Source organism: Corallococcus sp. AS-1-12 (assembly GCF_020036995.1).
Classification (GTDB): domain Bacteria; phylum Myxococcota; class Myxococcia; order Myxococcales; family Myxococcaceae; genus Corallococcus.
Window position 1 is genome coordinate 12,761 of the sequence record NZ_JAIQDD010000037.1, and the last position, 23,720, is coordinate 36,480.

Consider the following 23,720-nt stretch of genomic DNA (forward strand, 5'->3'; position numbering starts at 1 on the left):
TCGTCGTGGGCAGGAGAGACTCCAGCCAGATGCCAGGACCCTTCGCGAACCCCTCCCTGCTGATGGACTGCTCCGACGCGGAGCTCGAAGCGCTGCTGGAACAGGCCGACTTCGGCAACTTCGAGCCCGGCCGGGACCTCCCGCCGCTGCGCGAGCGGCTGCTCCGGCTGGAACGGGAGCGCGGCCTCACGGAGCTCCACCGGCGCGTCTCCGACAAGGTCCTGGCCGCGGGGGCACGGCTCGTGGAGACCCCGCGCTACATCGGCATGCAGCGCTGCTTCGCGCTCAGCCCGGATGGACGCCATCTCGCCATCGCGAGCAACCGCCTGGACGAGTCGCACGGGGGCGACGTGCGCATCTGGGAGCTGGCCACGGGGCGCGTGGTCGACGCCGTCGGGTTCGAGACGGCGCTGGTCGGCTCGACGCGGGAGCCCTCCTGCCTCCAGTGGTCTCCGTCGGGGCAGTGGCTTGGCGTCATCCTGGGCCAGGTCGTCATCGGCGTGCTGCGGGCCTTCTCCGGAGCGCTGCCCTGCTTCACCGCCGACGTCACCCGTCGCTGGGGCTCGCCGCCGGGGGGGACCGTCATCAATCCCAAGCACGTGGAGAACTCGGGACACCTGCCCGCGTGGTGCTGGTCTCCGGATGAGGCCCACCTGTTCGTCTCCACGCCCGGGCCGGACGGCGCGCTGGGCTGCATCGTCCCGTTCCGGGAGGGCACCCGGATCCATGAGGACAGCGAAGGCCTTCGCTGGTGCCCGGCCCGGTTGAACGGACAGCCTTCGAAGTCGCGCCCGCACACCTGGGTGCGGTGGAGCCCGGATGGCTCACGCATCCATGGCTACTGCAAGGACGAGTTCGCGCTCGAGCCGAGCGCCAGCCCGGAGCCGCAGTCCCATCCGTCCGCCTCCGCCATCGACGTGCGGAGCGGCGACCTGGAGTACCGCTTCGATGCGCTGACGCTGCCGGTGGCGTTCTCGCCGGATGGCACCCGCCTGGCCTACGGGGAGGACTCGCCCCGGCTCGCCCATGGACACACCGGCCAGACGGTGTCCGTCCTGAACAGGGACGCCGAGCTGCGCGTTCACGCGGTCGAGGAATACGTCTGGTCCCGCGACGGCCGGCGTCTGGCCGTGCTCATCAACAACTACGAGTTCCCCCAGGTGCTCATCTTCGAGGGCGGCAAGCGCCTGTGTCAGGTGGACCTGAAGCGCCGTTCGTTCGGGCCGGCGTCCAGGAGCGGCGACCTGGGCCGCTGGGCCTGGTCCCCGGATGGCACCATGGGCGCCTGCCTGCTGGGGGAGGGAGGCAAGGTCGAGCTGTGGAAGGTGGGGTCCTCGGCCCGGATGCTCCGGCGGCTCGAGGGCGCCAGCGGCATCGACGGACTGGCCTGGGGCGCGGACGACACGCTCGTGGGGACGGGGCCCCACGACATCGCCTTCTGGGACGTGAACACCGGCGCGCTGCGCTTCCGCACCTCGTTGGAGCTGGAGCCGGGCCGCGTGCCACCTCCGAGCGACTGGAACCCCTGGCCGGACGAGGTCGCGCGGTTCATCCCGTCCGAGCGTGGCTGGGACTTCACGCGCGCGCAGCCGGACGGCGCCGTGGTGTGTCCCCCGGGCTCGCGGGAGAAGCTCGAGCCCCGGCTGATGTTCTCGGTGGGGGGACGCCATGCCTGGCCCTGGCGCTGGGCCGAGGGGACCCGGCATGCGCGCTGGGAGGACACAGCCCCCGCGCCCGTCGCGCCCCCCGAGGAGGACGCGTTCGAGGAGCGGCACGTCCCGGTGCCCGAAGGCGAGACGCTGGAGGCAAGAGACGCCCGGCACGCGAAGTGGGGGTTCCTGAAGCAATACCAGGCCCCCTCGCGGCCCCTGGATCATTACAGGGCCGAACCCGTTTTCACGCACGGCCCCGCCATCAGCCGCGCCAACCTGGCGCCGTATCTCGGCAAGGGGGTGCTGCTGCGCCAGACGCAGTCCGGGACGTGGTACGCGCTCGGGGCCCTGCTCGAGGTCTCCGACGAGGGAATCCTCCTCCACCCGCGCGCTCCCATCGGCTCGTACCGCGAGCGGCTCCTGTCCTTCCGGGACATCCTCTGGATTGGACCGGCGGTGCCGCTCGAAACGCCAGAGAGCTAGTCATTGGCGCCAGGGCGGGGCTAGGCCCCGGCTCACATGGACCGTGCCCCCGGCCGCCGTCAGCCCGGACGGAGCCTCTGGGCGAAGAACGTCACAATCTCATCGCGCGCCGCGAGCGTCGGCTCTCCCGCGGCGTCGATGAGGTGCGCCGTCACGACGCTGTGGGCCCCGCCGACCACCCGCTCGAAGAAGGACGGAGGCCTGGGGTTCGCGGCTGAATCGGGCAGCACCTTGGGGACGAAGCGCGGTCCCAGCGTGGCGGCGTAGGCCGCGAAGCGCTGCGCCGTGCAGTAGCGGTCCCCTTCGAAGCGGTAGGCGAGCACCGTCAGGTCTTCACGCTCGAGCCGCTCCTTGACGGCCGCGGCCTCCTCCGGGGCGATCTGGATCGCGCCCGGGGCATCGAGTGGCAGCGAGGGCTGGCACAGGACCGGCGCCAGCACCGCGGGCTCGAGCATCATGCTGAGCGCGAAGTTGCCGGTGAAGCACATTCCGATGGCGCCGACGCCAGGGCCTCCGCACTCCTGGTGGGCCAGACGCGCGAGCGCACGCAGCCACTGCGTCACGGGGCTGGACTCGTTCGCCGCGAACGCGCGGAACTCGGCGCTCACGCAGGCGCGCTTCATCACGGCGAGCCCCGCCTCCGCGTGCGGGTACGCCCCGTCCCTGCCGAACAACGACGGCAGGTACACCGTGAAGCCGGCGTCCCGGACCCAGCGCGCGAAGCGCGCGACGTGAGGGCTGATGCCGGGCATCTCGGCCATGACGATGACCGCGGGGCCGCGGCCGGCGACGTAGACCGTCCGCGTGGCGGAATCGAGGGTGATGGACCGCCGCTCGAAGTCGTCGAGCGGATCATCGGCGGTGGAGTCGGGCTCGGAGGTTCGCATGCCCGGACGATGCGGAAGAACCGCCGTTCCGGCCAGTGGCGGAATCGACAAGCTTCGGTCTACTCTTGCCAATGTGATTTCCCATGTCGTCCTGGATGGCGTGGCCGAGGGCCCGCTGGGCGTAGGCCTCGACGGGTTCGCCGCGGCGGCGCGGTTGGTGGAGGCGGGCCTTGCCCCGGTCCCCCGGCGAGCGGATTCGCTGCGCCAGCGCGTGGTGTCGCTCGACGGAAATCCGGTGCGCTCGGGGACGGGGCGCCCGGTCTCCGTGGACGGCGCGCTCAGCCTTCGCGGCGTGAAGGCGGGAGACGTGCTGCTGGTGCCCGGGCTCTCCGCGGTCAGCGAGCGCGCCATCGAACGCCTGCTGTCCCGCGCCGACACCGCGCGCGTCCTCGACCTCCTTGTCCGAGCGGCGGCGAAGGGGGCGGTGGTCGCGGCCTCGTGTTCAGCGACCTTCGTCCTCGCCGCGTCGGGGCTCCTGACGGGGCGGAGCGCGACGACGACCTGGTGGCTCGTGCCCGCGTTCGCGCGCCGGTTCCCCCAGGTCACCGTCCGCTCGGACCGGATGGTCGTTGAGAGCGGAGGGGTCCTCACCGCGGGCTCCGCCTTCGCGCATGCGGACCTGATGCTGGCGCTCGTGGCGCGCGTCGCGAGCCCGTCGCTCGCGCACCTGGTGGCCCGCTACCTCGTGCTCGACGAGCGCGTCTCGCAGTCGCGGTACATGGTGATGGAGCACCTGCGCGTCTCGGACCCGGCGCTGGGCGCGGTCGAGCGCTTCGTGGCCGCGAACCTCGGCCGGCAGTTGACGCTGGACGAACTCGCCCGGGCCGCCGCCACCTCCACGCGGACGCTCGCGAGGCGCGTCCAGGCCGGCCTGGGGATGACGCCGCTCGAGTTCGTGCAGCGCGTCCGCGTGGCGCACGCCTCCCACCTCCTGGAGACGACGCACGAGTCGGTCGAGGCGATCTCCGCCCGGGTGGGCTACGCCGACGCGGCCGCGTTCCGCCGCGTATACCGGCGGTACGCGGGCGAGACCCCACGGGGCAGGGCCTCCCGGAAGCGCTGAGCCCACGGTTCAGCGGCTTCGAGGTGCTCGCCCGATTGGCCTCTGTCGAAGTGCCCGCGGTCATCGCAGGTCCGCATGGCGCGGGTGTCCGGCCCCGGCCAGCGGTCGAGGCGCGCGCCCCGGTGAGCCTCACCTCCGCTTCCGGCCACGGGCCTTCGGCGGCGTGGGCGCGGCCAGCGTGGCCACGGCATCCACGAAGAGCCGGACCTTGGGCGGAAGGTTCGTCCGGCTGGGATAGACGACGTGGATGGGCCGCAGCATCGCGGGCTTGGGGCCGAAGAGGACCTTCAGCCGGCCGTCACGGAGGGCGTCGCGGCAGAGGATGTCCGGGACGAGCGCGATGCCCACCCCGGCGATGGCCGCCTCGCACGCGAGCTCCAGGTCGTTCACGGTCAGCACCGGGTCGATGCGGGTCTTCACTCCCTCCGCCATCCACGTCTCGAACGCACTGAAGCCGATGCAGCGGGCGGAGCGGAGATTGCGAGCGTCCGGCATGCCGTACCGCGACAGGTAGCGGGGGCTCGCGACGAAGTGGACCGAGCTCTCTCCCAGCTTTCGCGCCACGAGCGACGAGTCGAGCAGGGGGCCGATGTGGATGGCGACGTCCAGCCCCTCTTCGATGAGGTGGGGCCGGCGGTCCGCCAGCACCAGCTCCACCTGCGCCTGGGGATAACGGTCGAGGTACTTCGAGATGACAGGCGTCAGGAACCGCCGGCCGTAGAGCACCGGCGAGGACACCCGGATCAGCCCCGTGGGATCCGCCATGCCCTGCTGCACCTCGCTGTTCGCCTCGTCGATGAGCGCGGCGATGGCGGCGCAGCGCTCGGAGTAGGTGACGCCGGCCCCCGTCACCCGCAGGCGCCGCGTGGTGCGCTCCAGGAGCCGGACCCCGAGCCGCTCCTCCAACTGGCGGATGCGCTCGCTGACGGTCTGCTTGGTGATGCCGAGCTTGAGCGCCGCGCGGGTGAAGCTCTCCTCGCGGACGACGGTGGCGAAGAGGAGCATGTCGGCCGGTGGGATCATGACCGTCAAGATTAACCTGACAATGAGTTCGTCCGGGGCCGCATTGTCCGGGCCCTCCGGCCGCCGCATCTTGAGGCCTCACCCGGCCTCCAGGAGTGCCACCCATGAAGCTCTCTTTCGCCCCCAGGACCCGAGCGGTCCGTCCCCGCTGGCTGCTGGAGGAGCTTGGCGTGCCCTATGAGCTGGTCAGGCTCGACCTCGACCGGCGGGAGAACACCCCCCCTGAGTCCCTGGCGATGCATCCGCTGGGAGATGTCCCGGCCCTGGTGGATGGGGACGTCACGCTGCTGGACGCGTTGTCCATCTGCCTGCACCTGGCGGACCGGTATCCGGAGAAGCACCTGGCGCCGCCCGTGGGGAGCGCGGAGCGCGGTCCCTATTACGGATGGATGGCCTTCGCGGAGCTCCAGTTGGATCCCGCGGTGCTGGCGTTCCACGGGCGCACGCAGCCGGACGCGGACGACGCGAAGCACAGGGCCCGGCTCACGGCCGTGCTCGACGTCATCGACAGGGGGCTCGGCGGCCGGGAGTTCCTCGTGGGAGGCGCGTTCACCGCCGCCGATATCCTGATGGCCTCCATCCTCCATCTGGCGCACACGCTGAGGCTGCTCGACGGGCATCCGCGGTTGTTCGAGTACGTCAGGCTCCACACCCAGCGCCCGGCGGTGCGCAGGGCCGTCGCCGGGTGATCCGCGGCGGCTGATGTTCGCGCCGTTCGTATGGCTGCCGGCGGTCCTGGTGGGCTCGGTGCTGTTCGGCCACGCGCTCCTCTTCCGCCGGCTCTGGATGGCCCGCGCCCCTTGAGGGCCCGCCCGCCCGGATGCCCACCCGGGCCTCGCCAGGGCTCGTATATGACTTGACGGGCATATGAAGCCGTGGGCATATATGGGGCATGGAATCATCGTTCGCGATCATCGCGGAGCCGAACCGCCGGGCCATCCTCAGCCTGCTGGCGGCGTCGGAGCACTCCGTGGGCGAAATCGAGCACCAACTGCGGATGCCCCAGACGTCGGTGTCCAAGCACCTGCGCGTGCTGCGCGACGCCGGCTTCGTGGAGTCGCGCGTCGACGCGCAACGGCGCGTCTATCGCATCCGGCCCGAGCCGCTCATGGAGGTCGATGAATGGCTCGCGCCATTCCGGCGCTTCTGGACGTTCCATGTGGACGCGCTCGAACGCCATCTCGACCGGATGGACCAGGAACCCGAACCCAGGAAGGGAAAGAAGCGATGAGCCACCGTGCGAAGTACACCCCCGGCCCCGCGGCCGGAGCCAGGGTCCAGAAGGAAGGCGACAAGTGGACGCTCGTCCTCGTCCGGGATCTGCGTCATCCCCCGGCGAAGGTGTGGCAGGCGTTGACCGACCCCGCGCACCTGGCCGAGTGGGCGCCGTTCGACGCGGACCGGAGCATGGCCAGCGTGGGGCCGGTGAAGCTCTCGACGGTCGGAGCGCCGACGCCGCAGGTCTCGGAGACCGCCGTGAAGCGGGCGGAGGCGCCGAAGCTGCTCGAGTACAGTTGGGGGCCGCAGGACCTGCGCTGGGAGCTGGAGCCGACGGGCGCTGGCGGCACGCGGCTCACGCTCTGGCACAACATCGACCGCAACTTCATCTCGTGGGGCGCCGCGGGCTGGCACATCTGCTTCGACGTCCTGGACCAGCACCTCGCGGGCGACCCGGTGGGCCGCATCGTGGGCGGTGAAGCGATGAAGTACGACTGGCAGCGCCTGACCACCGAGTACGCGGAGCAGTTCGGGGTCCAGAGTCCCGCCTGGAAGGCCAGCAACCCGAAGCAGTGAAGGAGCCCACCATGGAATCGACCCTGCCGAAGCCGGCGCTCGTCGCCGCCAGACCGTCCCCCAAAGCCGTGGCCGTCGTCTTCTGGATCGCCACCGTGCTCTTCTGCCTGCAGATGGGCTTCACCGCCTACGCGCAGTTGAGCCTGAAGGACGCGGCGGATGGGTTCGTGCACCTTGGCTTCCCCAGCTACTTCCGGGTGGAGCTGGCGTGGGCCAAGGTCCTCGGGGTGCTGGCGCTGCTCGCGCCGGTGCCGTGGCGCCTCAAGGAGTGGGCCTACGCCGGCTTCGCCATCAACCTCGTCTCGGCGCTCATCGCCCACTTCGCGGTGGGGGATGGCCCGCAGGCATGGGCCTTCGCGGCGGGCACCAGCGTGCTCTGGGGGCTCTCCTACGTCTCCTGGCGCGGCCTCCAGGCCGCCGCCCGTCCGCCGGAGGCTGTCCATGGGTAGCCGCGGCAGTGAGCCCGTCTCTGGAGAGGCCGCCTCCCGGCTCATCGATCAGCGGCTCGTTGATCTGGGGGACTGGAGGGCGGAGACCCTGGCCCGCATGCGGACGCTCCTCCGGGAAGCGGACTCCGAGCTGACCGAGGAGTGGAAGTGGAGCAACCCGGTCTGGTCGCACCACGGAATCATCTGCACCGGGGAGTCGTACAAGAAGGCCGTGAAGCTCACGTTCCCGAAGGGGGCCAGCCTCCCGGACCCGAAGGGCCTCTTCAACTCCAGCCTGGAGGGCAACGTGCGAAGGGCCATCGACATCCATGAAGGGGAGACCGTCGACGCGCGCGCGTTCAAGGCGCTCGTGAAGGCCGCGGTGGCGCTCAACCTCGACAGCAAGAGCAAGCCGAAGTCCTCGGTGGCCAAGCGCAAGCAGGCTCCCCGGTAGCGAAGCGAGGCCCGGCAAGGCCCCCTCTTGTGAGAGGCTTGCCGGGCAGCCGCATCCTCTCGCAGGAGAACCTGATGCTTCGTCCCGCTCTCCCTGGACAAGATGGGGACGTCGCAGAGCGACAGGAAAGACGCGCTCAAGGCCTACAAAGCGGGCTGAGGGGAAGAGACATGCCGCCGGAAAGACAGGTTGTCGGATTCATCGCGCGGGGGGCCGTGGGTGAAGGACGCCTCTTCGAGAGCATCGGCCGCGCGCTCGGTCTTCCTCCCGAGGCCGTGGCGCGCTTCGACGTGGATGGCCCCGCGGAGGCCGCGGTGCTCGTGGAGACCGCGCTCCGGTCCTCCGGGTTCCGCACGGATGTGACGCTCTACATCGATGCCTCGCGCGCTCGCGCGCTCACCTCGGTGGAGGTGGCCACCCGGGTCGCGCCCCTGCTCGGGGAAGAGGTCCTGGTCTCGCCTCCCGCGGACGACCCGGCGGTCGCCACCTCCTGGTTCCTCATCACCCCCGGAGGCGAGCGCTTCCGGGCCCGTGAAGCCTCGCCGGGGGATGACAGCGATTGCGTGGAGATCGACCGGGCTTCCCTTCGCCCCGGGTAGCGGACCCGCTACGGCCGGGTGACGTGGACGAGGCTGGTCATCGCGTCCACGTAAAGGGTCGTGTCATCGGCGTACAGCGGCAGCAGCGGGGTGACCGACACCTGGTTCAGCTTCGTCTTGCGGAGCTGCCGCGTGGCCGGGTCCTTGAACACGGCGAACGGGACATCCTGGATGACGTAGGGCTCGCCATCCACGTGTCCGATGATCATCAGCACATGGCCGGGGACGACGACGAGGTCACCCACCTCCGCCTGCCTCAGTGCGCGCACCCGCTCGGCGTGTGAGTCCCGCGCGGTGAAGAGGCGGTGGTTCAGCGCCGCGCTCCTCCCCTGCAGCCCGGAGTTGGGCGCCAGGAGCAGCCCCATGCCGCGGTACACCTCGCTGGTCAGGCCGCTGCAGTCCCGCGCGTTGAACTGGTGCCCCCAGCCGTAGCGCTCGCCGAGGAACTTGAAGGACTGGCGGAGGATGTTGGCGCGCGTCAGCGGCAGATGGCCCGGCGCGGTGTCGGCGGTCCGGCGGAGCAGGGCGCTCTGGAAGGCCAGCGAGCCGTCCTGCGCGCGCACCGGCAGCAGCACCGGCCACGATGCATAGCTGCTGGCGCCGTTGACGGGCTCGCCGGGCGCCACGTCGGCCCGCGGCAGCGCGACCCCCATGTCGAGTTCGAGCTCCGACACCTCCGGCGCCTCCGGCGTGAAGACCGTGCGCACCTGGTCACCCGTGACGACGCGACCGGGTTCCTTCGCGACGTAGGAGAACACCGCGTCCGCCGTGCCTTCCGCGATGTCGCCGCGCTTGACCCACGCCGGCCCCTGCGTCGTCTGGACGAACAGCCATTGCTGGTCCGCGCTGGTGTGCGCGATGACGACCGGCTCACCCGGGAACAGGACGCCGGCCTGCAGGCTCTCGTAGTCGCGCAGGTCCTCCGAAGCGAAGAGGCGCCGGTCGGACGGCAGCGACCGCAAATGCGTGCGCCGCACGCTGAGGCCGTAACGCGCGGCGGAGGTTTCAGGGATCTGCCCGGCCGCGGCGTTCTGCCGGAGCTCCTCGAGCATCGCCTCCGTCACCGGCCGGCCCTGCTCATCGATGACCGCCTGGATGGGCGTCCGCTGCGCATCCCCGACCCAACCGGCGACCTGCGCCCGCGTCAGCGTGGCCGGGAGCGCCTTCAGGTCGAGCAGGCCGCCCTCCGGAGCGAACGCGCGCATGCGCTTCGCCGCCACCTGACCGGCATCGAGCAGCACCGCATCGGGAGACGGCGCGCGGCGGATCCAGAACTCGGGCGTCAGCATGTCCTCGCTGAACGCCGGCACCCCGGACGGAGACACGGCGAGCGCGGACGGCGCGGCACAGGCGGTGAGGTTGGCGGAGGCTCCCATCACCGCGAGCAGGAGCGCCCGCGTGCGCCACGTCCAGGCGGCGGTCCGGCGCGCTGTCGCACGGGGTGGGGGAGGAGCGGGGAAGGTCAGGCGGCTCATGGGGTCTGCTCGAGGAACGAACTCCCAGTGGGGGCTATTTCGTACCCGCGCCGCGTCCTCTCCGGGCGTCAGGCGCGAGCCCCTGGTGACTGGCGCCAGCCTCCTGGTGACCGCGGTCATCAGGGCGCGGGCCCATCCCGAGAGGCCCCTCCCGCCAACTCCTTGAATCCACAGGCGGGCATGGGCCGCACCGGGCGGCCTGAGCCCGGCATGCCGGGTGCAGTAGGGGAGGGCATCGCTGTACTGCTCCCCCTTCGCCGTACTCCAGAGGTTCCCGCCATGGCCCGTCGCATCGGTTCGTCCCTGCCCCGCTCCGCCACCTTCCCGAGCCCCACGGTGTCCCAGCCGAAGCCGCCGGCGCGCGCGTCGACGCTCCCCGCCTCGACGACGGCCACGAAGCCCACGGCGACGAAGCCCACGGCGACGACGACGCCCGCGACGACGGCCACGAAGCCCACGGCGACGACGCCCGCGACGAACACGGCGACGCCGCCGAAGCACGCGGCGGCCCCCGAGGGCCAGCCCTCCTACAGCCCCTGGGAGCTGAGCTCGGGCGCCTCGGACGTGGCGGTGAGCGGCGGTGACAACAAGCTCACGGCGCCCGCGGGCGCGAAGCAGAACATGTTCCTCGACAAGCCGGGCCGGCCCTTCGAGAAGGACACCTTCGGCGGCGGCCGGCTGAGCGGCAACGTGGGCTCGATGCAGGCCTCCACCACCAGCCACAGCGGCGGTGGCGTGCACCACTACTCGGCCGAGGCCGAGCTGCAGGGCCCCAACGCCTCCTACGCGTGGCAGAAGTCGCACGCGGGCCGGATGGGCGTGTCGAGCGCGCAGGTCACCGGCGAGGCCAACATGTTCAAGGCGCAGGCCCAGGCCGGCGTGTCGGCGGACACGAACGCGCACGCCTACACCGCCGCGCTGACGGCGAAGGCGGAGACGGGCGTGGGCGTCACGGCGAGCGCGAACCACGACTTCAACCGGCACGTGGGCGGCTACGTGAAGGGTGAGGCGAAGGCCGGCGCCTCCGCCTACGCCGAGGGCGTGGCCACGCTCGACCCGAGGACGGCCACGGCGATGGTCTCCGGCCAGGTGGGCGCGGGCGCCACGGCGGGCGCGTACGCCACGGCGGGCGGGCACGTGGGCCGGGTGCACGGCTCGGTCACCGCGGGCGCGGTGGCGGGCGCGTCCGCCCAGGCCGGCGGCACGTTCGGCCTGGAGAATGGCTTCCTCAAGCAGTCGGCGGACGTGAACACCGCCCTGGGCCTGGGCACCCACGTGAAGTCGGACGTGGCGGTCGACCTGCGTCACCACCTCAAGCCGGGCATCGCGTCGGGCCTGCGCCCCGCCCTCGGCACCGCCATGGGCGCGCCCGCCCCCGCGATCGCCATCGAGCCCGAGAAGTCGGGCATCGAGAAGCTCTTCGCCAAGGCCTTCGGCCGGGAGTGACCTGCCCAAGGCCGAGGGCTAGTTACAGGGCGCGCCGCAGGTGCCAGCCCCGCGCGCCTGACATGCCGCCGTGTTGATGCAGAACTGGCCATCACCCGTGCAGCACCCGAGCAACCGCGACGACTCGTCCGTGGTCTGGTCCGGAACCGCGCTGCTGGGGCCGGTCGACACAAGCACGGCCTCTTCGTTCGCCACGGCCTCGCCCGGGGCAAACTGAGAGGAGACAGCCATTCCCACCACGAAGGCAAAACTCAGGGCAACTCCGGAAAAAAGCGTCCGCAGCATCTGATGCTCCTTGGGTTGAGAGGCGTGTGGGATGATACTCCCAGTGCGTCTTGCAATCCAAGACGCAAACGTCTGGTTTGAGTGGTCGAATGTGGATGTATTTTGGTGGTGGGCGCGAATGACACGCTGCGAAGTCAGGTCTTGCCGTAGCGGCGGAGGGCCTCGTTGAAGTCGATCCGGCGCGCGCGCAGCAGTCCACCCGCCAGGGGCTCTGCTGCGTCGACGTCCACGTAGTCGAGCTTCCACGCGAAGCCGAGTGCCGGGTCGAGCCGGTCGACGATGAGGTCGAAGGTGTATGCGGGGCCCTTCGTGGCCACCAACCAATGCACATTGTCGTGTGCGTCCGAGATGCTTGAGAGATCCCCAGGCTTGGACACACGGTCGATGCTCGGGCGCAGCACCAGGTGCTGGGGCTGACTCTCGACGCGTTCGAAGTGACGCAGGTGGAACTCTCCGCCGAGCACCACGTGCATGGACACCATGTTTTGATGTCCGTGCGGCACGATGGCCCGGCCTTGAGCCAGCCCGAAGAGCTTCGTGCCAAAGACGCGCGGCAGCCCTTCGATCCTGGGCAATGGCGCGGACGTCACACCGGCCCGGTCATCGGGCAGTTCGAGGCCCGGCTTCAGGCGGTCCGCGTCGATGGCCCGAACAAGCTCGGAGAGGGGAACCCTGGCAAAGAGCGCCTCGACCTGCTGCTGCCATTCCCGAGGCTCGAGCCGCCGGTCATGGACATCCGAACAGAGTTGATGGACGCGGGAGAGCCAGGCCTGGACCTCCTTGCGTACCGGCTCTGCGAGCGCGTCCTGCCGCAGGAGCAGTGGCAGCAGGGCATAGCCCGTCAGTGCTTGTAGCAGGACCTCTCGTCGTGTCGTGGGCTGAGACATGTCCGGGCAGGGAAGCAGGGGGCATGCCAGCCTTACGGCCGATATTTTCGAAGTAGGGGGCCGACTCCAGGCGCTCTCCTGCTGGCGAGCAGCCACAGGCGCGGGCCGCCGCCCGCGCATTCGCTGCTCGGGCAAGGCACGCCGCCTGCCGGACCGAGTACTCGGTGCCCGAGCGGAAGGGAACGGTCATCGACGCGAAGCCGTTGAGCGGGTCGCGCACCCAGGTGACGCAGTCGCGAGCGTCGGCCTTGGCGAACCGCCTGGCCGCGCCCGCGCCGAAGCCGTAGCCGCGAGCCCCCCGCCGTGCTACCCCTGCGCCAGCCACTTGACGCTCCGATGGCGGTGCGACGCTTCGTCGCGACCGTAGGGTGTCCTCGGGTGGCATCCGCCGGCTGGCGCCTCCCGGGTCACGACCCCGTTGTTGCTGGAGGCCCCATGTCCCCGTCCGAACTGCCCGTCCTCGAGTTCATCCTCGCGAACTACAAGAACTTCAATGCCCGCGCGACGCGCGACGCGCTCCTGTCCTACTGGGAGCATGTGTCGAGCGGTGGCCGCATGTTCTGGAGCGTCGCGGGCGCCATGTCGTCCGCGCAGCTCGGCATCACGCTCGCGCCCGCCATCCGCGCGGGCCTGATTCACGGCCTGTCGGTGACGGGCGCCAACCTGGAGGAGTCGCTCTTCCGGCTCGTCGCGCACACGGCGTACAAGGACTTCCCCGAGTACCGCTACTTCACCAAGCAGGACGACACGCGCATCCTCGAGCAGCGGATGCGCCGGGTCACCGACACGAGCATCCCGGAGGACGAGGCGTTCCGGGCGGTGGAGAAGATCGTCGTCCCCATGTGGAAGAACGCCTCCGCGAAGGGCGAGCGCCGCTTCTGGCACGAGTACTTCTACGAGCTCATCCAGGTGCTGGAGCCCTCGGCGTACGAAGGGGACCCGGAGGCCTGCTGGCTGATGGAGGCGGCGCGGCGCAAGCTGCCCATCGTCGTCCCCGGCTACGAGGACTCGACGTTCGGGAACATCTTCGCGTCCTACGTGAAGACGGGGGACTGCAGCGCGAGCATCGTCAAGTCCGGCATCGAGTACATGGCCGACTTCTACGACCGCTACGAGGAGCTGTCCGAGGGCCGGGGCGTGGGCTTCTTCCAGATTGGCGGCGGCATCGCCGGGGACTTCCCCATCTGCGTCGTGCCGTCGACGAAGTACGACCTGCAGAAGCCCGTGAAGCCGTGGGCCTACTTCTGCCAGATCAGCGACTCCACGACGTCCTACGGCTCGTACTCGGGCGCGACCCCCAACGAGAAGATCACCTGGGACAAGCTCACGGAGACGACGCCCATGTTCGTCATCGAGTCGGACGCCACCATCGTCGTCCCGCTGATGCTCCGCGCGCTGCTGGAGTGCCAGGCCCGGCCGGAGGCGGCGAACGCGCTCATCGCCCGGCACCGGCGCTAGTCACGCGCGACCTGCGGCAGGGCCCGGAGACGCGTGGGCCCTGCCGGGGTTTCGTCAGAGGCCCTGCTCAGAAGCGGGCGAGGAAGGCGTCGTTGCCGCCAGCGTTGGGATTGCCGCCGAGGCTCCCGCCCGTCTGCCCGGCGACGTAGGCATTGCCGGACGCGTCCACGGCCACGCCGCGGGCGATGTCCTGGCGCACGCTGCCCAGGAGCTGGGTGCCCAGCTTCGCGCCGAGCGCGTCGTAGCGGGTGAGGAAGGCATCGGCGCTGCCCGAGGAGGGGATGCCGTCGAGCCCGGCGGTGTAGCCGGCGACCTGCACCACGTTGTTCGCGGTGACGGCGACACCGAACGCGTAGTCGGGCTGCCCGCCTCCGAGCAGGCGGCTCCAGGCGCGGTTGCCGGCGCTGTCGTAGCGCGCGAGCAGCACGTCGATGGTGCCGTTGTTGGTGTTGCCGTCCAGGCCGCCGAACGTCTCGCCAGCGATGTAGACGCCGCCGTCAGGGCCCACGGCGACGCTCCTGGCGTCATCCAGGTCGCCCGCGTCGATCTGCCGGACCCACTGCTGGACGCCGAGGATGTTCAGCTTGAGCAGGAACATGTCGCCGCTCAGCGCCGGGGGCGTGGTGCCGTCGAGGCTGCCGGTGGTGCTCCCGACGACGTAGACCTCGTGGCTGGACGTGACGGCGATGCCGCGCGCCATGTCGCTCGCGGGGCCGCCGTACTGCTGGAGCCAGTACGGATTGCCCGCCGTGTCATAGAGCCCGGCGAGGATGTCGTAGTGGCCGGGATTGCCGCCGTTGGCGAAGCTGCCGCCGGTGTAGCCCGTGAAATAGAGCGTGTCGTCCGCGCCAATGGCGATGCCGGTGACGAAGTCATCCATCTGCGTGCCGTTCTGGCGCAACCACAGGCGGTTGCCGGCGGTGTCGTACTTGGCGATGAAGAAGTCGAAGCCGCCCGCATTGGCATAGAAGTCAAAGCCGCCGAAGGTGATGCCCGCGACGTAGGCATTGCCGTCCGCGTCCGTGGCCACGGCGGTGGCGCGGTCCGCACCCGCGGTGCCGAGCTGGTGGACCCACTGGAGGTTGCCGGCGGTGTCGTACCGGGCAATGAACGCGTCCTGACCGCCAGCCTTCGGGTCGACGCCGAGCTGGCTGGTCGTCTGGCCTACGACGTAGACGCTCGCGCCCGACACGGCCACGGCGTTGGCCTGCTCATCCAGGTTGGCGCCGAGCTGCGCCACCCAGGACGGGGGAGGAACCTGGGCCGCGGCGACGGAGGGGAGGCCCGCGGCGCCGACGACGCCCGCGAACCCGAACATGCTCAAGAGGAGGTGTTTCATCACGAACTCCATTTCTCAGGGGGGGAGCACTGCAAGACCACGAGAAACGGGCGCTCGGGAAGATGGGTAGTGAAAGACACGCATGCGGGCGGGAGCCCGGGTCAGGGTGTTTCGCGACGCCGCCGCGCCCAGGTCTCGAAGCTCATGGGCGAAAGGCCATGGGCGCGAGCGATTTCGGGCCGGGCCAGCACCGGGGCGACGTTCATGTATGTCATGCCTTGCGCCACGCCCGGATGCAGGCCGGCCGCGACGGCCTCTTCCACCGTGGCGGACTGGACGACGTACTCCTTGCCGTCGATGCGTGAGAGGACTTCGGCGATCTGGGGGAGCGTGAGCAGGTCACCCGCGAGCTGCAGCGTCACGCCGTTGAACTTCGCGGGGTCGTTGATCGCCGCCGAGGCCGCTTTCCCGATGTCCTCGGGCGCGATCAACCCTATGGGCAGGTCGGTCCTGACCACCGTGAGCAATTGGCGCCCGTCGACGAAGCCGGCGGGATCCAGCATCGGGTGGTCCATGAAGGTGGCGGGCAGGATGAGGGTCCAGTGCTTGAAGCCCGCGGTGCGGACCAAGTCGCACGTGGCCAGCTTGTTCTCCCAGTACTCCTCATGCGCCTTCCAGCGCCCCTCCGCCCAACCCTCGACCTGGCGGTGGTCGCCGACGCCGGACGTCGCGGTGTGCACGAACGTCTCGACGCCCTCCGCGAGCGCGGCCTCCACGAGGTTCCTGCCTTGCTGGCGCTCCTTGCTGAAGTCGATGCCGGTCGCGGAGGCGATGGGGGACTGCATCGAGAAGACGGCCCGCGTCCCGGCGCAGGCGGCGCGCAACGACGCTGGATCGTCCAGGTCCCCGACGACGACCTCCGCGCCCGCCGCCGCGAGCGCCCTGGCGTTCGCCGCCTCCGGATTGCGCACCAGGACGCGCACCTTCGTGCGGCCCTCGGCCAGCAAGGCCCGGGCGGTGGCGCCCCCCTGGCGTCCCGTGGCGGCGGTGACGAGAACGACATCGTTGCGGCGCATCGGCGGCTCCTTCTCAAGTGGGGGACCCCACCGTTTATTTCCGTGTTAAATACGGAGGGGTCCCCCGTTTGTCAAAGAGAAGGGACTCGTGAAGAGGAGGGCGCCGTGGAGCAGGTGAAGCGGTTGCGCGCGGACGGGCGACGCAACCGGGAGCGGATTGTCGAGGTCGCGGCGGAGCTGGTCGCCAGGGAAGGCGCGCAGGTGTCGCTGGAGGAGATCGCCCGGCGGGCGGGGGTCGGCTCGGCGACCCTGCACCGGCACTTCCCGTCGCGGCAGGCGCTGCTGGAGGTGGTCTTCCGGGATGGCGTCGCGCAGCTCTGCGCGAAAGCAGCCGCGCAACCTGGCAAGGCGCCTGCCGCCGAGCTGGCGGACTGGCTGGAGGAGGCGACGGTCTACACCGCGACCCACCGCGGGCTCGCCGCCGCGCTGCTGGCCGGCCCGGAGGGGCTCTCCGCCGAAGAGCTCTGCTGCACCGACATGGTGCTCAACGTGCTGAAGGTCCTGGTCGAGCGGGCGTCCGCCGTGGGTGCGCTTCAAGCGGGCGCCACGGCGGAGGACCTGATGATGCTGGCGAACGCGATCGCCGTCGCGAACGAGAATGATCCGCACACCGCGCGCAGGGTGCTGCGGCTCGCGCTCACGGGCATCCGTCGCTGAGGGAATCGCCAGGGCCGCGACTGGCCCTGGCGATTCACGCCCCCTGACGCCCGCTCAAGGGCAGGTCGCGGGCTCCAGGTAGAAGGCCTCCCACGCGCCCGTGTCCGTGGGATTGCAGACGCCCACGTTGCCGCCGTTGCCGCTCTGGATGGGTGCGCCGGGGGTGTTCTCCTTCCAGTTGCGCGCGGTGCCTGTCGTCGATTCAAAGCCATATCGATTGCGCCCGCCGAAGACGCCGCAGTCGTGGCGGGTGAACGCCTCCGCCGAGCCGAGCGAGGCATTCACGGTGAGCTGATCCGTCACCACCGCCAGGTACGCGCCGCCCGCTCCCTTGAGCTTGTACTTCGCGCCGCTGGTGACGAGCTCGAAGACCTCGCCACCGGCCTGCGTCGTGCCGAGGGCGGCTACCTTGCCCGCGCCGTCGACGGTGAGCCACTTGTCGGTGCGCTCGCTCTGGATGCGGAAGCAGCCCGCGCTGCCGCTGGCCTCGGTGTGGCAGGTCGCATCGCAGCCATCGCCCGGCTGGGTATTGCCGTCGTCGCACTGCTCGCCGCTCTCGACCGTGCCGTTGCCGCACACGGGCCCGGTGCCGCCGCCCGGGCAGCTCACCGGCTCCAGGTAGAAGCCCTCCCAGGCGCCGCCATCGTCCGGGTTGCAGGCGCCGCCATTGCCGCCGTCACCGCTCTGGATGGGCGCACCCGTCGTGGTCTCCTTCCAATGGGGCGCGCTCCCTGACGAAGCCTGGAAGCCGACGCGCGTGCGCCCTCCGTAGCCGCAGGCAATCCGGGTGAACGACTCCCCGCTGCTGAAGTTGGCGCCCATCGTGAGCTGGTTCGCCACCACCGTCAGGAACGCGTCACCCGAGCCCTTGAGCTTGTACCGGGTGCCGTTCGGAACGAGCTGGAAGATCTGCCCGCCGGCCTGCGTCGTGCTGCCGGCGATGACCTTGCCCGCGCCGTCGACGGTGAGCCACTTGTCGCTGCGCTCGCTTTGAATCTGATAGCAGCTCCCGCCCGAGGTCTCGACGAACTGGGCGGTGTAGGTGGCCGCGCTGCCAGGCGTGACGAAGGTATGGGATTGCGCGCCGCCATCCGACCACGACGTGAACGCCCAGAACTTCCCGTTCGCGTACTGCGGCGACTCGACGCCCACGGAGCGGACGACACCGACCACGCCGGTCGTGTCATGCGGCGCCGGGAACGGCCGCCCGTCCATCAGGACCTGGAGTCCGCTCGGCACGCTGGTCACCGTGAGCGGGACCGTGACGGGGTGGACGTCGCGGTACGTCGTGTGGGTGAGGCCAATCGAGTCACGCACCGTGAGCCGCACGCGATACCAGACGTTGGCCGAGCTCTCGCCGATGTTCGGGATGGGCCAGCTCCCGCTCGCGATGCCGGTGATGTCGGCCATGGCCGGGTGCGTGTGGGTATCGTGATGGAAGGTGATGTTCCAGGTCATCGCGCCCGGCGGCAGCGCGCCATCCTCCTGGTCGCTGGCCGAGCCGGAGAACGTCAGGTTGGTGGCCGCGGTGTAGGTCGCGCCCGAGGCCGGCGTCACGATCGTGGCCACCGGCGGCTTGTTGGACGTCACCGTCAGCACGGCCTCGGCGCTGGTGGCCGAGCCGAGCCCGTTGGTCACGACCACGCGGAAGCGCGCGCCGCTGTCAGCGAGCTGCGCGGCGCCCAGCTCGTAGCCCGGCGAGGTCGCGCCGGGGATGTCCACGCCGTCCCGCTGCCACCGGTAGGTGAGCGGCGGCTCACCGCTCGCGGACACCGTGAAGGCCGCCGGCTGGCCGACCGAGACCAGCGTGCTCGCCGGCTGCTGGGAGATGCTCGGCGGCAGTGAAGCGGTGTAGGCGATGCGGCCCACCTGGCCCGCGCCGCGCGCCAGGTAGTAGAGCGCGCCATCGGGCCCGACATCGAGGTCCACGGGCCCCGCGGCGGCGGTCGCGAACAGCGAACGCACGCCCGTGTTCGGGTCGATGCGCGCGATCCAGTTGTTGGTGTAGTCCGCGAAGAAGTACTGACCGACATACGCGTTGGGAAACGCCGGGATGGGGGGATTGTAGAAGGCACCGCCAGCGATGCAGTTGCCGGCGGCCGTGCCCGCGCCGTGCGGATACGCGAAGAAGGGCTGCGTGAGCTCCGGGCGGTTCGTGAAATAGCCCTCCGTCATCGGCCAGCCGTAGTTGGCCCCGGCCTGCCCGCGGTTGATCTCCTCCCAGCCGCCTTCGCCCACGTCGTTGATGAACAGGACGCCCGTGCCGGGCTGAACGTCGAAGGTAAAGGGATTGCGCAGCCCCATCGCCCAGGTCGCCTTCGCGAGCCCGGTGGCGGCCGCGTAGAACGGATTGTCCGTGGGGATGCTGCCGTCCGGGTTGAAGCGCAGCAGCTTGCCGAGCGGCGTGTTCAGGCTCTGCGAATTGGAGGAGACCGCGTTCTCTCCGACCGAGACATAGAGCTTGCCGTCGAGTCCGAAGCGAACCGCGCCGCCGTTGTGGTTGGCGGCGTCGAGCGTCGGGAAGTCGGCGAGCACCAGCTCGCTGCCGGGGACCACGACATTGCCGTTGGCGGTGAAGCGGCTGACCCGGTTGTGGATGCTGCCGGCGACCGACGTGTAATAGACGTAGAGATAGTGATTGCTCTCGAAGTTGGGGTCGAACGCCACGCCCATCAGCCCACGCTCGTTGTCGGTGTCCACGGCGAGCGTCATGAACGGAGTCGCCAGGAGCTGGCCGTTCACGACGACCCGCAGCGAGCCATTCTTCTCGGAGATGAACAGGCGCCCGTCGGGCGCGAAGGTCATGGTGGTGGGGCCCTGGAGCCCGCTGACGAAGACCGAGTCCGCGAAGTTGGCGTCCTGCACGACCGCGCCCGCTCGCGCGACCGCCAGCTCCGGCGGCGGCTCCGCCGAGCAGCCCACGAGGAGGGAGAAGACCGCGCAAACGACGAAGCACGGCAGGGGAGACCGCGCTCGGACATTCGTTCCTGGCATCGCTGCTGCTCCTGGTCGAACGTGGGTGGTTATTCCTGCTTTTACAATGAAAGCCTGTTCGGCTGGAGCTGATTCAGCAATCCGGCAATGGATTCGCCCGTCGTACGTCATAGGTGCAGCGAATCGCGTGGCACGCCTCAGGGGGAAGGTTCCACATGGACAGCATTTCTCGTTTCTCATCGGCTCTGAATGGCATCCGGGTCTCCTCGGGCGCGGACACGGCCTCGCAGCCAACGACGTCCCAGGAGTCCAACGCCGGGCACCTGCTCCGCGAGCTGTTCTCCCGCAGCAGCTTCGAGTCGCAGTCCCGCCCCTCGGCGCCCGCGTCCTCCCGGGCCCTGGCCGAGACCGCGCCTCCTCCGGACGTGTCCAACCCGTCCGTCAGCGACTGGCAGGCCTGGTGCGAGCAGTTCAGGGACAAGGCCGACGCCGAGCTCACCCGCAAGCGCGGCACGACCCTTCCGGACAGCGCCGCCGACCAGGTCATGCATGGCTCCCGCTCGCCCATGTATCCGGCGGGCCGCTCCACCGTGCCCGGCAACGAGAACGTCCCCGCCTTCTTCCAGGACTTCCCCGCCACCGGGGAGCGGCAGATGCAGCTCTACACCTTCTGCCGCCCGCCTCCGGGCCAGCGCCTGGACCCCTCGGACCGCAACCAGTGGGTGTCCTTCGAGGTGCACGGCGACATCTGCAAGGCCTACTCGGACGACACCTTCACCCACGGCCGGCAGGGCACCAACTCCCTCCTGGGCTACCCCAACTCCGGCCTCGAGGACGCCGTGCGCACCCGCCCGCCCTTCCTCGATGACCCGATGGTGAAGGCGTTCCGCGACGCCCAGGTCGCCGCCGGCAAGGGCGACCGGGTGCCCTTCCAGGAGTTCCAGAACGGCTACCTCGCCGACCTTGGCGGCAAGGTGCAGGCCTTCACCCGGGATGGACAGCGCCTGGGCACCGCGTGGCCCGGCGGGGACATGACGGCGGCGCCCACGCAGGGCCCAGGGGGCGTCCAGCCGCCCACGGGCCCCTACGGCACCACGGGCCCCAAGGACGGGGACACCTCCTTCGGCAACGCGACGGTGCAGATGGGCACCTCCGCGAGCCACGGCGGCGCTGTCACCAGCCTCGTCTACGACGGCGTGGAGTACATCAACAACAAGGACCATGGCCGGCAGATGCAGGTGGCCTTCTCACTGGACGGCTACGACGAGGCCCTGATGCCCACCGAGGCGGGGAGCAGCCGCAACGGCACGGAGCCCACGTCCACGACGAAGGTGGTGGGCTACGGCGCGCAGCCCGGCGCCATGACCAGCACCGTGCACCCCGCCTACTGGCTGGAGCCGGGAGAGGACGCGGGCCCGTACAACAGCGTCCCCAAGGCCAGGAACACGACCCTGGTCTCCGAGGACCTCATCACCAAGGACATCACCGTCGGCGTGGGCGGTCACGACAACGTCATCCAGTACGACAGCCACATCCACCTCGCCGCCCCCCACGACAAGATCTACGTCGAGGCCCCCACCACCTACGTCAACGGCAGCTTCGAGAAGCACTACCGCTTCGACCCGGCGACGGGCGAGTCGCGCGAGTACCCCCGCGTGCACTCGGAGGACCCGGACAAGGGAGGCTTCGTGGACGAGGCGGGGAACGTGCCGCTCATCGTCGCCACGGAGGACGGCAAGCAGGCCATGGCCATCTGGTCGCCGGACGAGGCGCGGCCGGACCTCCAGTACCGCCTGCACCAGTTCGACTTCAACGACCCCCAGGAGGACTGCTCCAAGCTCGGCGTCACCTTCGGCATGTCGGAGGGCGTGCCTGACGACCTCAAGACGCGGACCTACGTCATCGTCGGCTCCGTGGAGGAGGTGAAGGCCCGGCTCGCGGAGCTGTACAACCAGAACCCCACCGGCGTGGAGCGCAAGTGGCCGGAGGACCTGCGCTGACCGTCACCCCGCCGCCTCGGCGCTCCGCTCCTGTGCGAGGAGGATCAGCTTGGACCGGCTGGGCACGGCCAGCTTGACGAAGATCCGCTTCAGGTGCGTCTTCAACGTGTTCAGCGAGCTGCCCATGTCCTCGGCGATGGTCCGGTTGTCCCAACCATTCAGGACACGCTCCACCACGTCCAGCTCGCGCGGGGTGAGCCGCTTGCGCCACTCGGTGGGAACCTGGACGCTGTGGGACACCTCCTGGAACAACAGCGCCCAGGGCGCCCTCCCGGGATGGAGCGGCAACGGGAGGAACGTCACCTTCAAGCTTCGCGCTGGCCGCCGGAACGTCAGGACGTCCTGTCCGGAGTGCATCGGCTGTCCGGCGCGGCGGAGCCGCTCCAGCGCGTCCAGGAGCACGTGAGGCAGACCGAAGCGGCCACACGGCGCCTCGGAGAACCAGCGATGGAGCAGCGCCGTGGCGCGGGGCGTGCGCATCAGCTCGGCGTGGGGAGGGCTCAACACGATGCTCTCAAGCCCTGTGTGCCGGAAGAGCTGGTCCAGCAGGTCTCCCTGGCGGACCAGGTCTCCCAGCATGAGGCAGTTGCGAACCGTCCTGGCCAGGATGGGCGTCAGGCGCTGGAGGAGGTCCCGCTGCTGCTCGGAGAAGGCCTTCGGGTTGTCCCGGTACAGGGTGAAGCCGCTGTGCCAGCCAAGCCCCATGTCCAGCGCCACGGACATGACGCGCTCCACCGGCATGTTCATCTCCCGGCAGTGCGCATACATGGCGCTGTTCCGCATCTCCCGGAGCGACAGCATCTCGGTGTCCCGCAGCACGGTGTTGGGCCGCCGGATGACCGAGGCGCTCACGAAACACTCGTCTGAAATCTCCGGGTAGCGGTCGAAGAAGACCTGGGGCATGTCCTGGACCACGGGCCAGTCGTATTGGCCGGGCTCCCCGGGCCTGGACACGCAAAGCGCTCCAAAGTCCGCGGCCAGCTCGCGCGACAAGATCCCATGGGCCTCCGAGAAGACCTCCCTCAGGTCGAGCGAGCGGGTCAGCGCGGTCATCACCTCCAGGAGCACCTGTTCGCGTTGCATGACCTCCCTCCTCGTCTGGAATGACTTTATCACACGCGGAGTGTCACCCCTATGGGTGATGCCCGCCCCCAACGGGCTCCCGTACGTTTCGCCAGCCGGGACTCACGGTGATGGCCTCGCTGGATGCCAAGGAGAGAGACAATGCGGAATCAATTGTTTGTATGTGTTCTGGCGGTGGGGGTGTTGCTGGCCGGAGGCAGGGCCGAAGCCCTTCCTGGCGGCTGGTACACGAAAGAGACGGGCGACCGGGTCACCCTCTACGACCAGGCCCACGAGGCCGTCTGGGCTGGCTACTTCGACGAGGAGGGCAACTGGCATGAGACGACCTTCTCGCCCAGGGGCAGCGGCTCGGGGGACCAGGGCCAGACGATGGGCGGCATCAAGACCACGGCGGACGCCGTGCTGGTGGAGATCACGAAGCCGGTGGAGGGGATCGTCGTCATCGACGCGTCGAAGCAAGACGTCGTCTTCGAGCTCCGGGGCCATCTGGATGCCGGGATGACCGTCAAGATTCCCGTGAGCAAGCTCGGTGACACCGTGCAACTGGTGGCCACCGTCGACGACAAGGGGGCGACGCTCGACCTTGCGTTCTTCAAGCGGGCGGACGTCTGCGCCAGCAAGTCCTTCTGGATCAGCCGCTGAACGCACGGTGGCCCACGGCACAGGCCCCTTGACCGGGCCTGTGCCGTTGCTTCCGTCCGCTCCACAGGACGCCGGTCACGGCCTTCCGTTCGACCAACCCGAGCGGTTGGGAGAG

Annotated in this window: 23 protein-coding genes; 14 read left to right on the top strand and 9 right to left on the bottom strand. The window is 70.0% G+C overall.

The annotated features are described in order from the left end of the window. Nucleotides 1–29 precede the first annotated feature (29 nt). Complete coding sequence (locus K8556_RS35200; protein ID WP_223744497.1) at nt 30–2,135, top strand: WD40 repeat domain-containing protein; 2,106 nt, start codon at nt 30–32, stop codon at nt 2,133–2,135. A 59-nt stretch (nt 2,136–2,194) separates the two neighbouring features. On the opposite strand, the gene K8556_RS35205 is transcribed toward K8556_RS35200, so the two are convergent. Next, nucleotides 2,195–3,022 (bottom strand): dienelactone hydrolase family protein, encoded by an 828-nt coding sequence (locus K8556_RS35205; RefSeq protein ID WP_223744498.1) that lies wholly within the window; start codon nt 3,020–3,022, stop codon nt 2,195–2,197. 100 nt (nt 3,023–3,122) lie between these two features. Here K8556_RS35205 and K8556_RS35210 point away from each other — a divergent pair, with 100 nt between their 5' ends. Further along, a complete protein-coding gene (locus tag K8556_RS35210) occupies nt 3,123–4,085 on the top strand; it encodes a helix-turn-helix domain-containing protein (RefSeq protein ID WP_223744499.1) in 963 nt (320 codons plus the stop codon). Nucleotides 4,086–4,214: 129 nt separating this feature from the next. Here K8556_RS35210 and K8556_RS35215 read toward each other — a convergent pair whose 3' ends face one another. Continuing rightward, the gene (locus K8556_RS35215) at nt 4,215–5,108 is read right to left on the bottom strand and encodes a LysR family transcriptional regulator (protein ID WP_223744500.1); all 894 of its coding nucleotides are present in this window, start codon (nt 5,106–5,108) and stop codon (nt 4,215–4,217) included. Nucleotides 5,109–5,212: 104 nt separating this feature from the next. On the opposite strand from K8556_RS35215, the gene K8556_RS35220 reads away from it, so the two are divergent. The 6 genes from K8556_RS35220 (at nt 5,213) to K8556_RS35245 (ending at nt 8,383) form a co-directional block, all read left to right on the top strand. Then, the gene (locus K8556_RS35220) at nt 5,213–5,797 is read left to right on the top strand and encodes a glutathione S-transferase family protein (protein WP_223744501.1); all 585 of its coding nucleotides are present in this window, start codon (nt 5,213–5,215) and stop codon (nt 5,795–5,797) included. A 203-nt stretch (nt 5,798–6,000) separates the two neighbouring features. After that, nucleotides 6,001–6,339, top strand: a complete 339-nt coding sequence (locus K8556_RS35225; RefSeq protein WP_223744502.1) for a helix-turn-helix transcriptional regulator — start codon at nt 6,001–6,003, stop codon at nt 6,337–6,339. Then, nucleotides 6,336–6,902, top strand: coding sequence for an SRPBCC family protein (locus K8556_RS35230; protein ID WP_223744503.1), 567 nt, complete (start codon nt 6,336–6,338; stop codon nt 6,900–6,902). Before K8556_RS35225 ends, K8556_RS35230 begins: the two co-directional genes overlap by 4 nt. 11 nt (nt 6,903–6,913) lie before the next feature. Beyond that, nucleotides 6,914–7,351 carry a DoxX family protein gene (locus K8556_RS35235; RefSeq protein WP_223744504.1) on the top strand — a complete coding sequence of 146 codons (438 nt, stop codon included), beginning with the start codon at nt 6,914–6,916 and terminating at the stop codon, nt 7,349–7,351. Beyond that, complete coding sequence (locus K8556_RS35240) at nt 7,344–7,784, top strand: DUF1801 domain-containing protein (protein WP_223744505.1); 441 nt, start codon at nt 7,344–7,346, stop codon at nt 7,782–7,784. Before K8556_RS35235 ends, K8556_RS35240 begins: the two co-directional genes overlap by 8 nt. Before the next feature lie 215 nt (nt 7,785–7,999). Next, nucleotides 8,000–8,383, top strand: coding sequence for a hypothetical protein (locus K8556_RS35245; RefSeq protein WP_223744506.1), 384 nt, complete (start codon nt 8,000–8,002; stop codon nt 8,381–8,383). A gap of 8 nt (nt 8,384–8,391) precedes the next feature. Here the strand turns inward: K8556_RS35245 and K8556_RS35250 are convergent, their stop codons facing one another. Beyond that, nucleotides 8,392–9,858 carry an SH3 domain-containing protein gene (locus K8556_RS35250; RefSeq protein ID WP_223744507.1) on the bottom strand — a complete coding sequence of 489 codons (1,467 nt, stop codon included), beginning with the start codon at nt 9,856–9,858 and terminating at the stop codon, nt 8,392–8,394. A 279-nt stretch (nt 9,859–10,137) separates the two neighbouring features. Between K8556_RS35250 and K8556_RS35255 the strand changes: the two genes are divergently transcribed. Further along, on the top strand, nt 10,138–11,304 hold the full coding sequence (locus K8556_RS35255; protein ID WP_223744508.1) for a hypothetical protein: 1,167 nt from the start codon (nt 10,138–10,140) through the stop codon (nt 11,302–11,304). Between the two features lie 18 nt (nt 11,305–11,322). Here K8556_RS35255 and K8556_RS35260 read toward each other — a convergent pair whose 3' ends face one another. After that, a complete protein-coding gene (locus K8556_RS35260) occupies nt 11,323–11,589 on the bottom strand; it encodes a hypothetical protein (RefSeq protein ID WP_223744509.1) in 267 nt (88 codons plus the stop codon). Nucleotides 11,590–11,723: 134 nt separating this feature from the next. Continuing rightward, entirely contained in the window at nt 11,724–12,476 is a 753-nt protein-coding gene (locus tag K8556_RS35265; protein WP_223744510.1) for a hypothetical protein, read from the bottom strand. 164 nt (nt 12,477–12,640) lie between these two features. Between K8556_RS35265 and K8556_RS39310 the strand changes: the two genes are divergently transcribed. Further along, nucleotides 12,641–12,763: a hypothetical protein gene (locus tag K8556_RS39310; protein ID WP_255653012.1), complete on the top strand. Its 123-nt coding sequence runs from the start codon at nt 12,641–12,643 to the stop codon at nt 12,761–12,763. Between the two features lie 148 nt (nt 12,764–12,911). Continuing rightward, a complete protein-coding gene (locus K8556_RS35270) occupies nt 12,912–13,934 on the top strand; it encodes a deoxyhypusine synthase family protein (protein WP_223744511.1) in 1,023 nt (340 codons plus the stop codon). 67 nt (nt 13,935–14,001) lie between these two features. Here the strand turns inward: K8556_RS35270 and K8556_RS35275 are convergent, their stop codons facing one another. Both K8556_RS35275 and K8556_RS35280 read right to left on the bottom strand, forming a co-directional pair. Continuing rightward, nucleotides 14,002–15,273: an SBBP repeat-containing protein gene (locus K8556_RS35275; protein WP_223744512.1), complete on the bottom strand. Its 1,272-nt coding sequence runs from the start codon at nt 15,271–15,273 to the stop codon at nt 14,002–14,004. Nucleotides 15,274–15,374: 101 nt separating this feature from the next. Continuing rightward, nucleotides 15,375–16,289, bottom strand: coding sequence for an NmrA family NAD(P)-binding protein (locus tag K8556_RS35280; RefSeq protein WP_223744513.1), 915 nt, complete (start codon nt 16,287–16,289; stop codon nt 15,375–15,377). A gap of 105 nt (nt 16,290–16,394) precedes the next feature. Here K8556_RS35280 and K8556_RS35285 point away from each other — a divergent pair, with 105 nt between their 5' ends. Beyond that, nucleotides 16,395–16,946: a TetR/AcrR family transcriptional regulator gene (locus K8556_RS35285; protein ID WP_223744514.1), complete on the top strand. Its 552-nt coding sequence runs from the start codon at nt 16,395–16,397 to the stop codon at nt 16,944–16,946. A gap of 54 nt (nt 16,947–17,000) precedes the next feature. Here the strand turns inward: K8556_RS35285 and K8556_RS35290 are convergent, their stop codons facing one another. Next, the gene (locus K8556_RS35290) at nt 17,001–19,940 is read right to left on the bottom strand and encodes a PQQ-dependent sugar dehydrogenase (protein ID WP_223744515.1); all 2,940 of its coding nucleotides are present in this window, start codon (nt 19,938–19,940) and stop codon (nt 17,001–17,003) included. A 155-nt stretch (nt 19,941–20,095) separates the two neighbouring features. Between K8556_RS35290 and K8556_RS35295 the strand changes: the two genes are divergently transcribed. Further along, on the top strand, nt 20,096–21,880 hold the full coding sequence (locus K8556_RS35295) for a hypothetical protein (RefSeq protein ID WP_223744516.1): 1,785 nt from the start codon (nt 20,096–20,098) through the stop codon (nt 21,878–21,880). A gap of 3 nt (nt 21,881–21,883) precedes the next feature. Here K8556_RS35295 and K8556_RS35300 read toward each other — a convergent pair whose 3' ends face one another. Next, a complete protein-coding gene (locus K8556_RS35300; protein ID WP_223744517.1) occupies nt 21,884–22,963 on the bottom strand; it encodes a helix-turn-helix transcriptional regulator in 1,080 nt (359 codons plus the stop codon). Between the two features lie 180 nt (nt 22,964–23,143). Between K8556_RS35300 and K8556_RS35305 the strand changes: the two genes are divergently transcribed. Continuing rightward, complete coding sequence (locus K8556_RS35305) at nt 23,144–23,605, top strand: hypothetical protein (RefSeq protein ID WP_223744518.1); 462 nt, start codon at nt 23,144–23,146, stop codon at nt 23,603–23,605. The last annotated feature ends 115 nt before the right edge of the window (nt 23,606–23,720 follow it).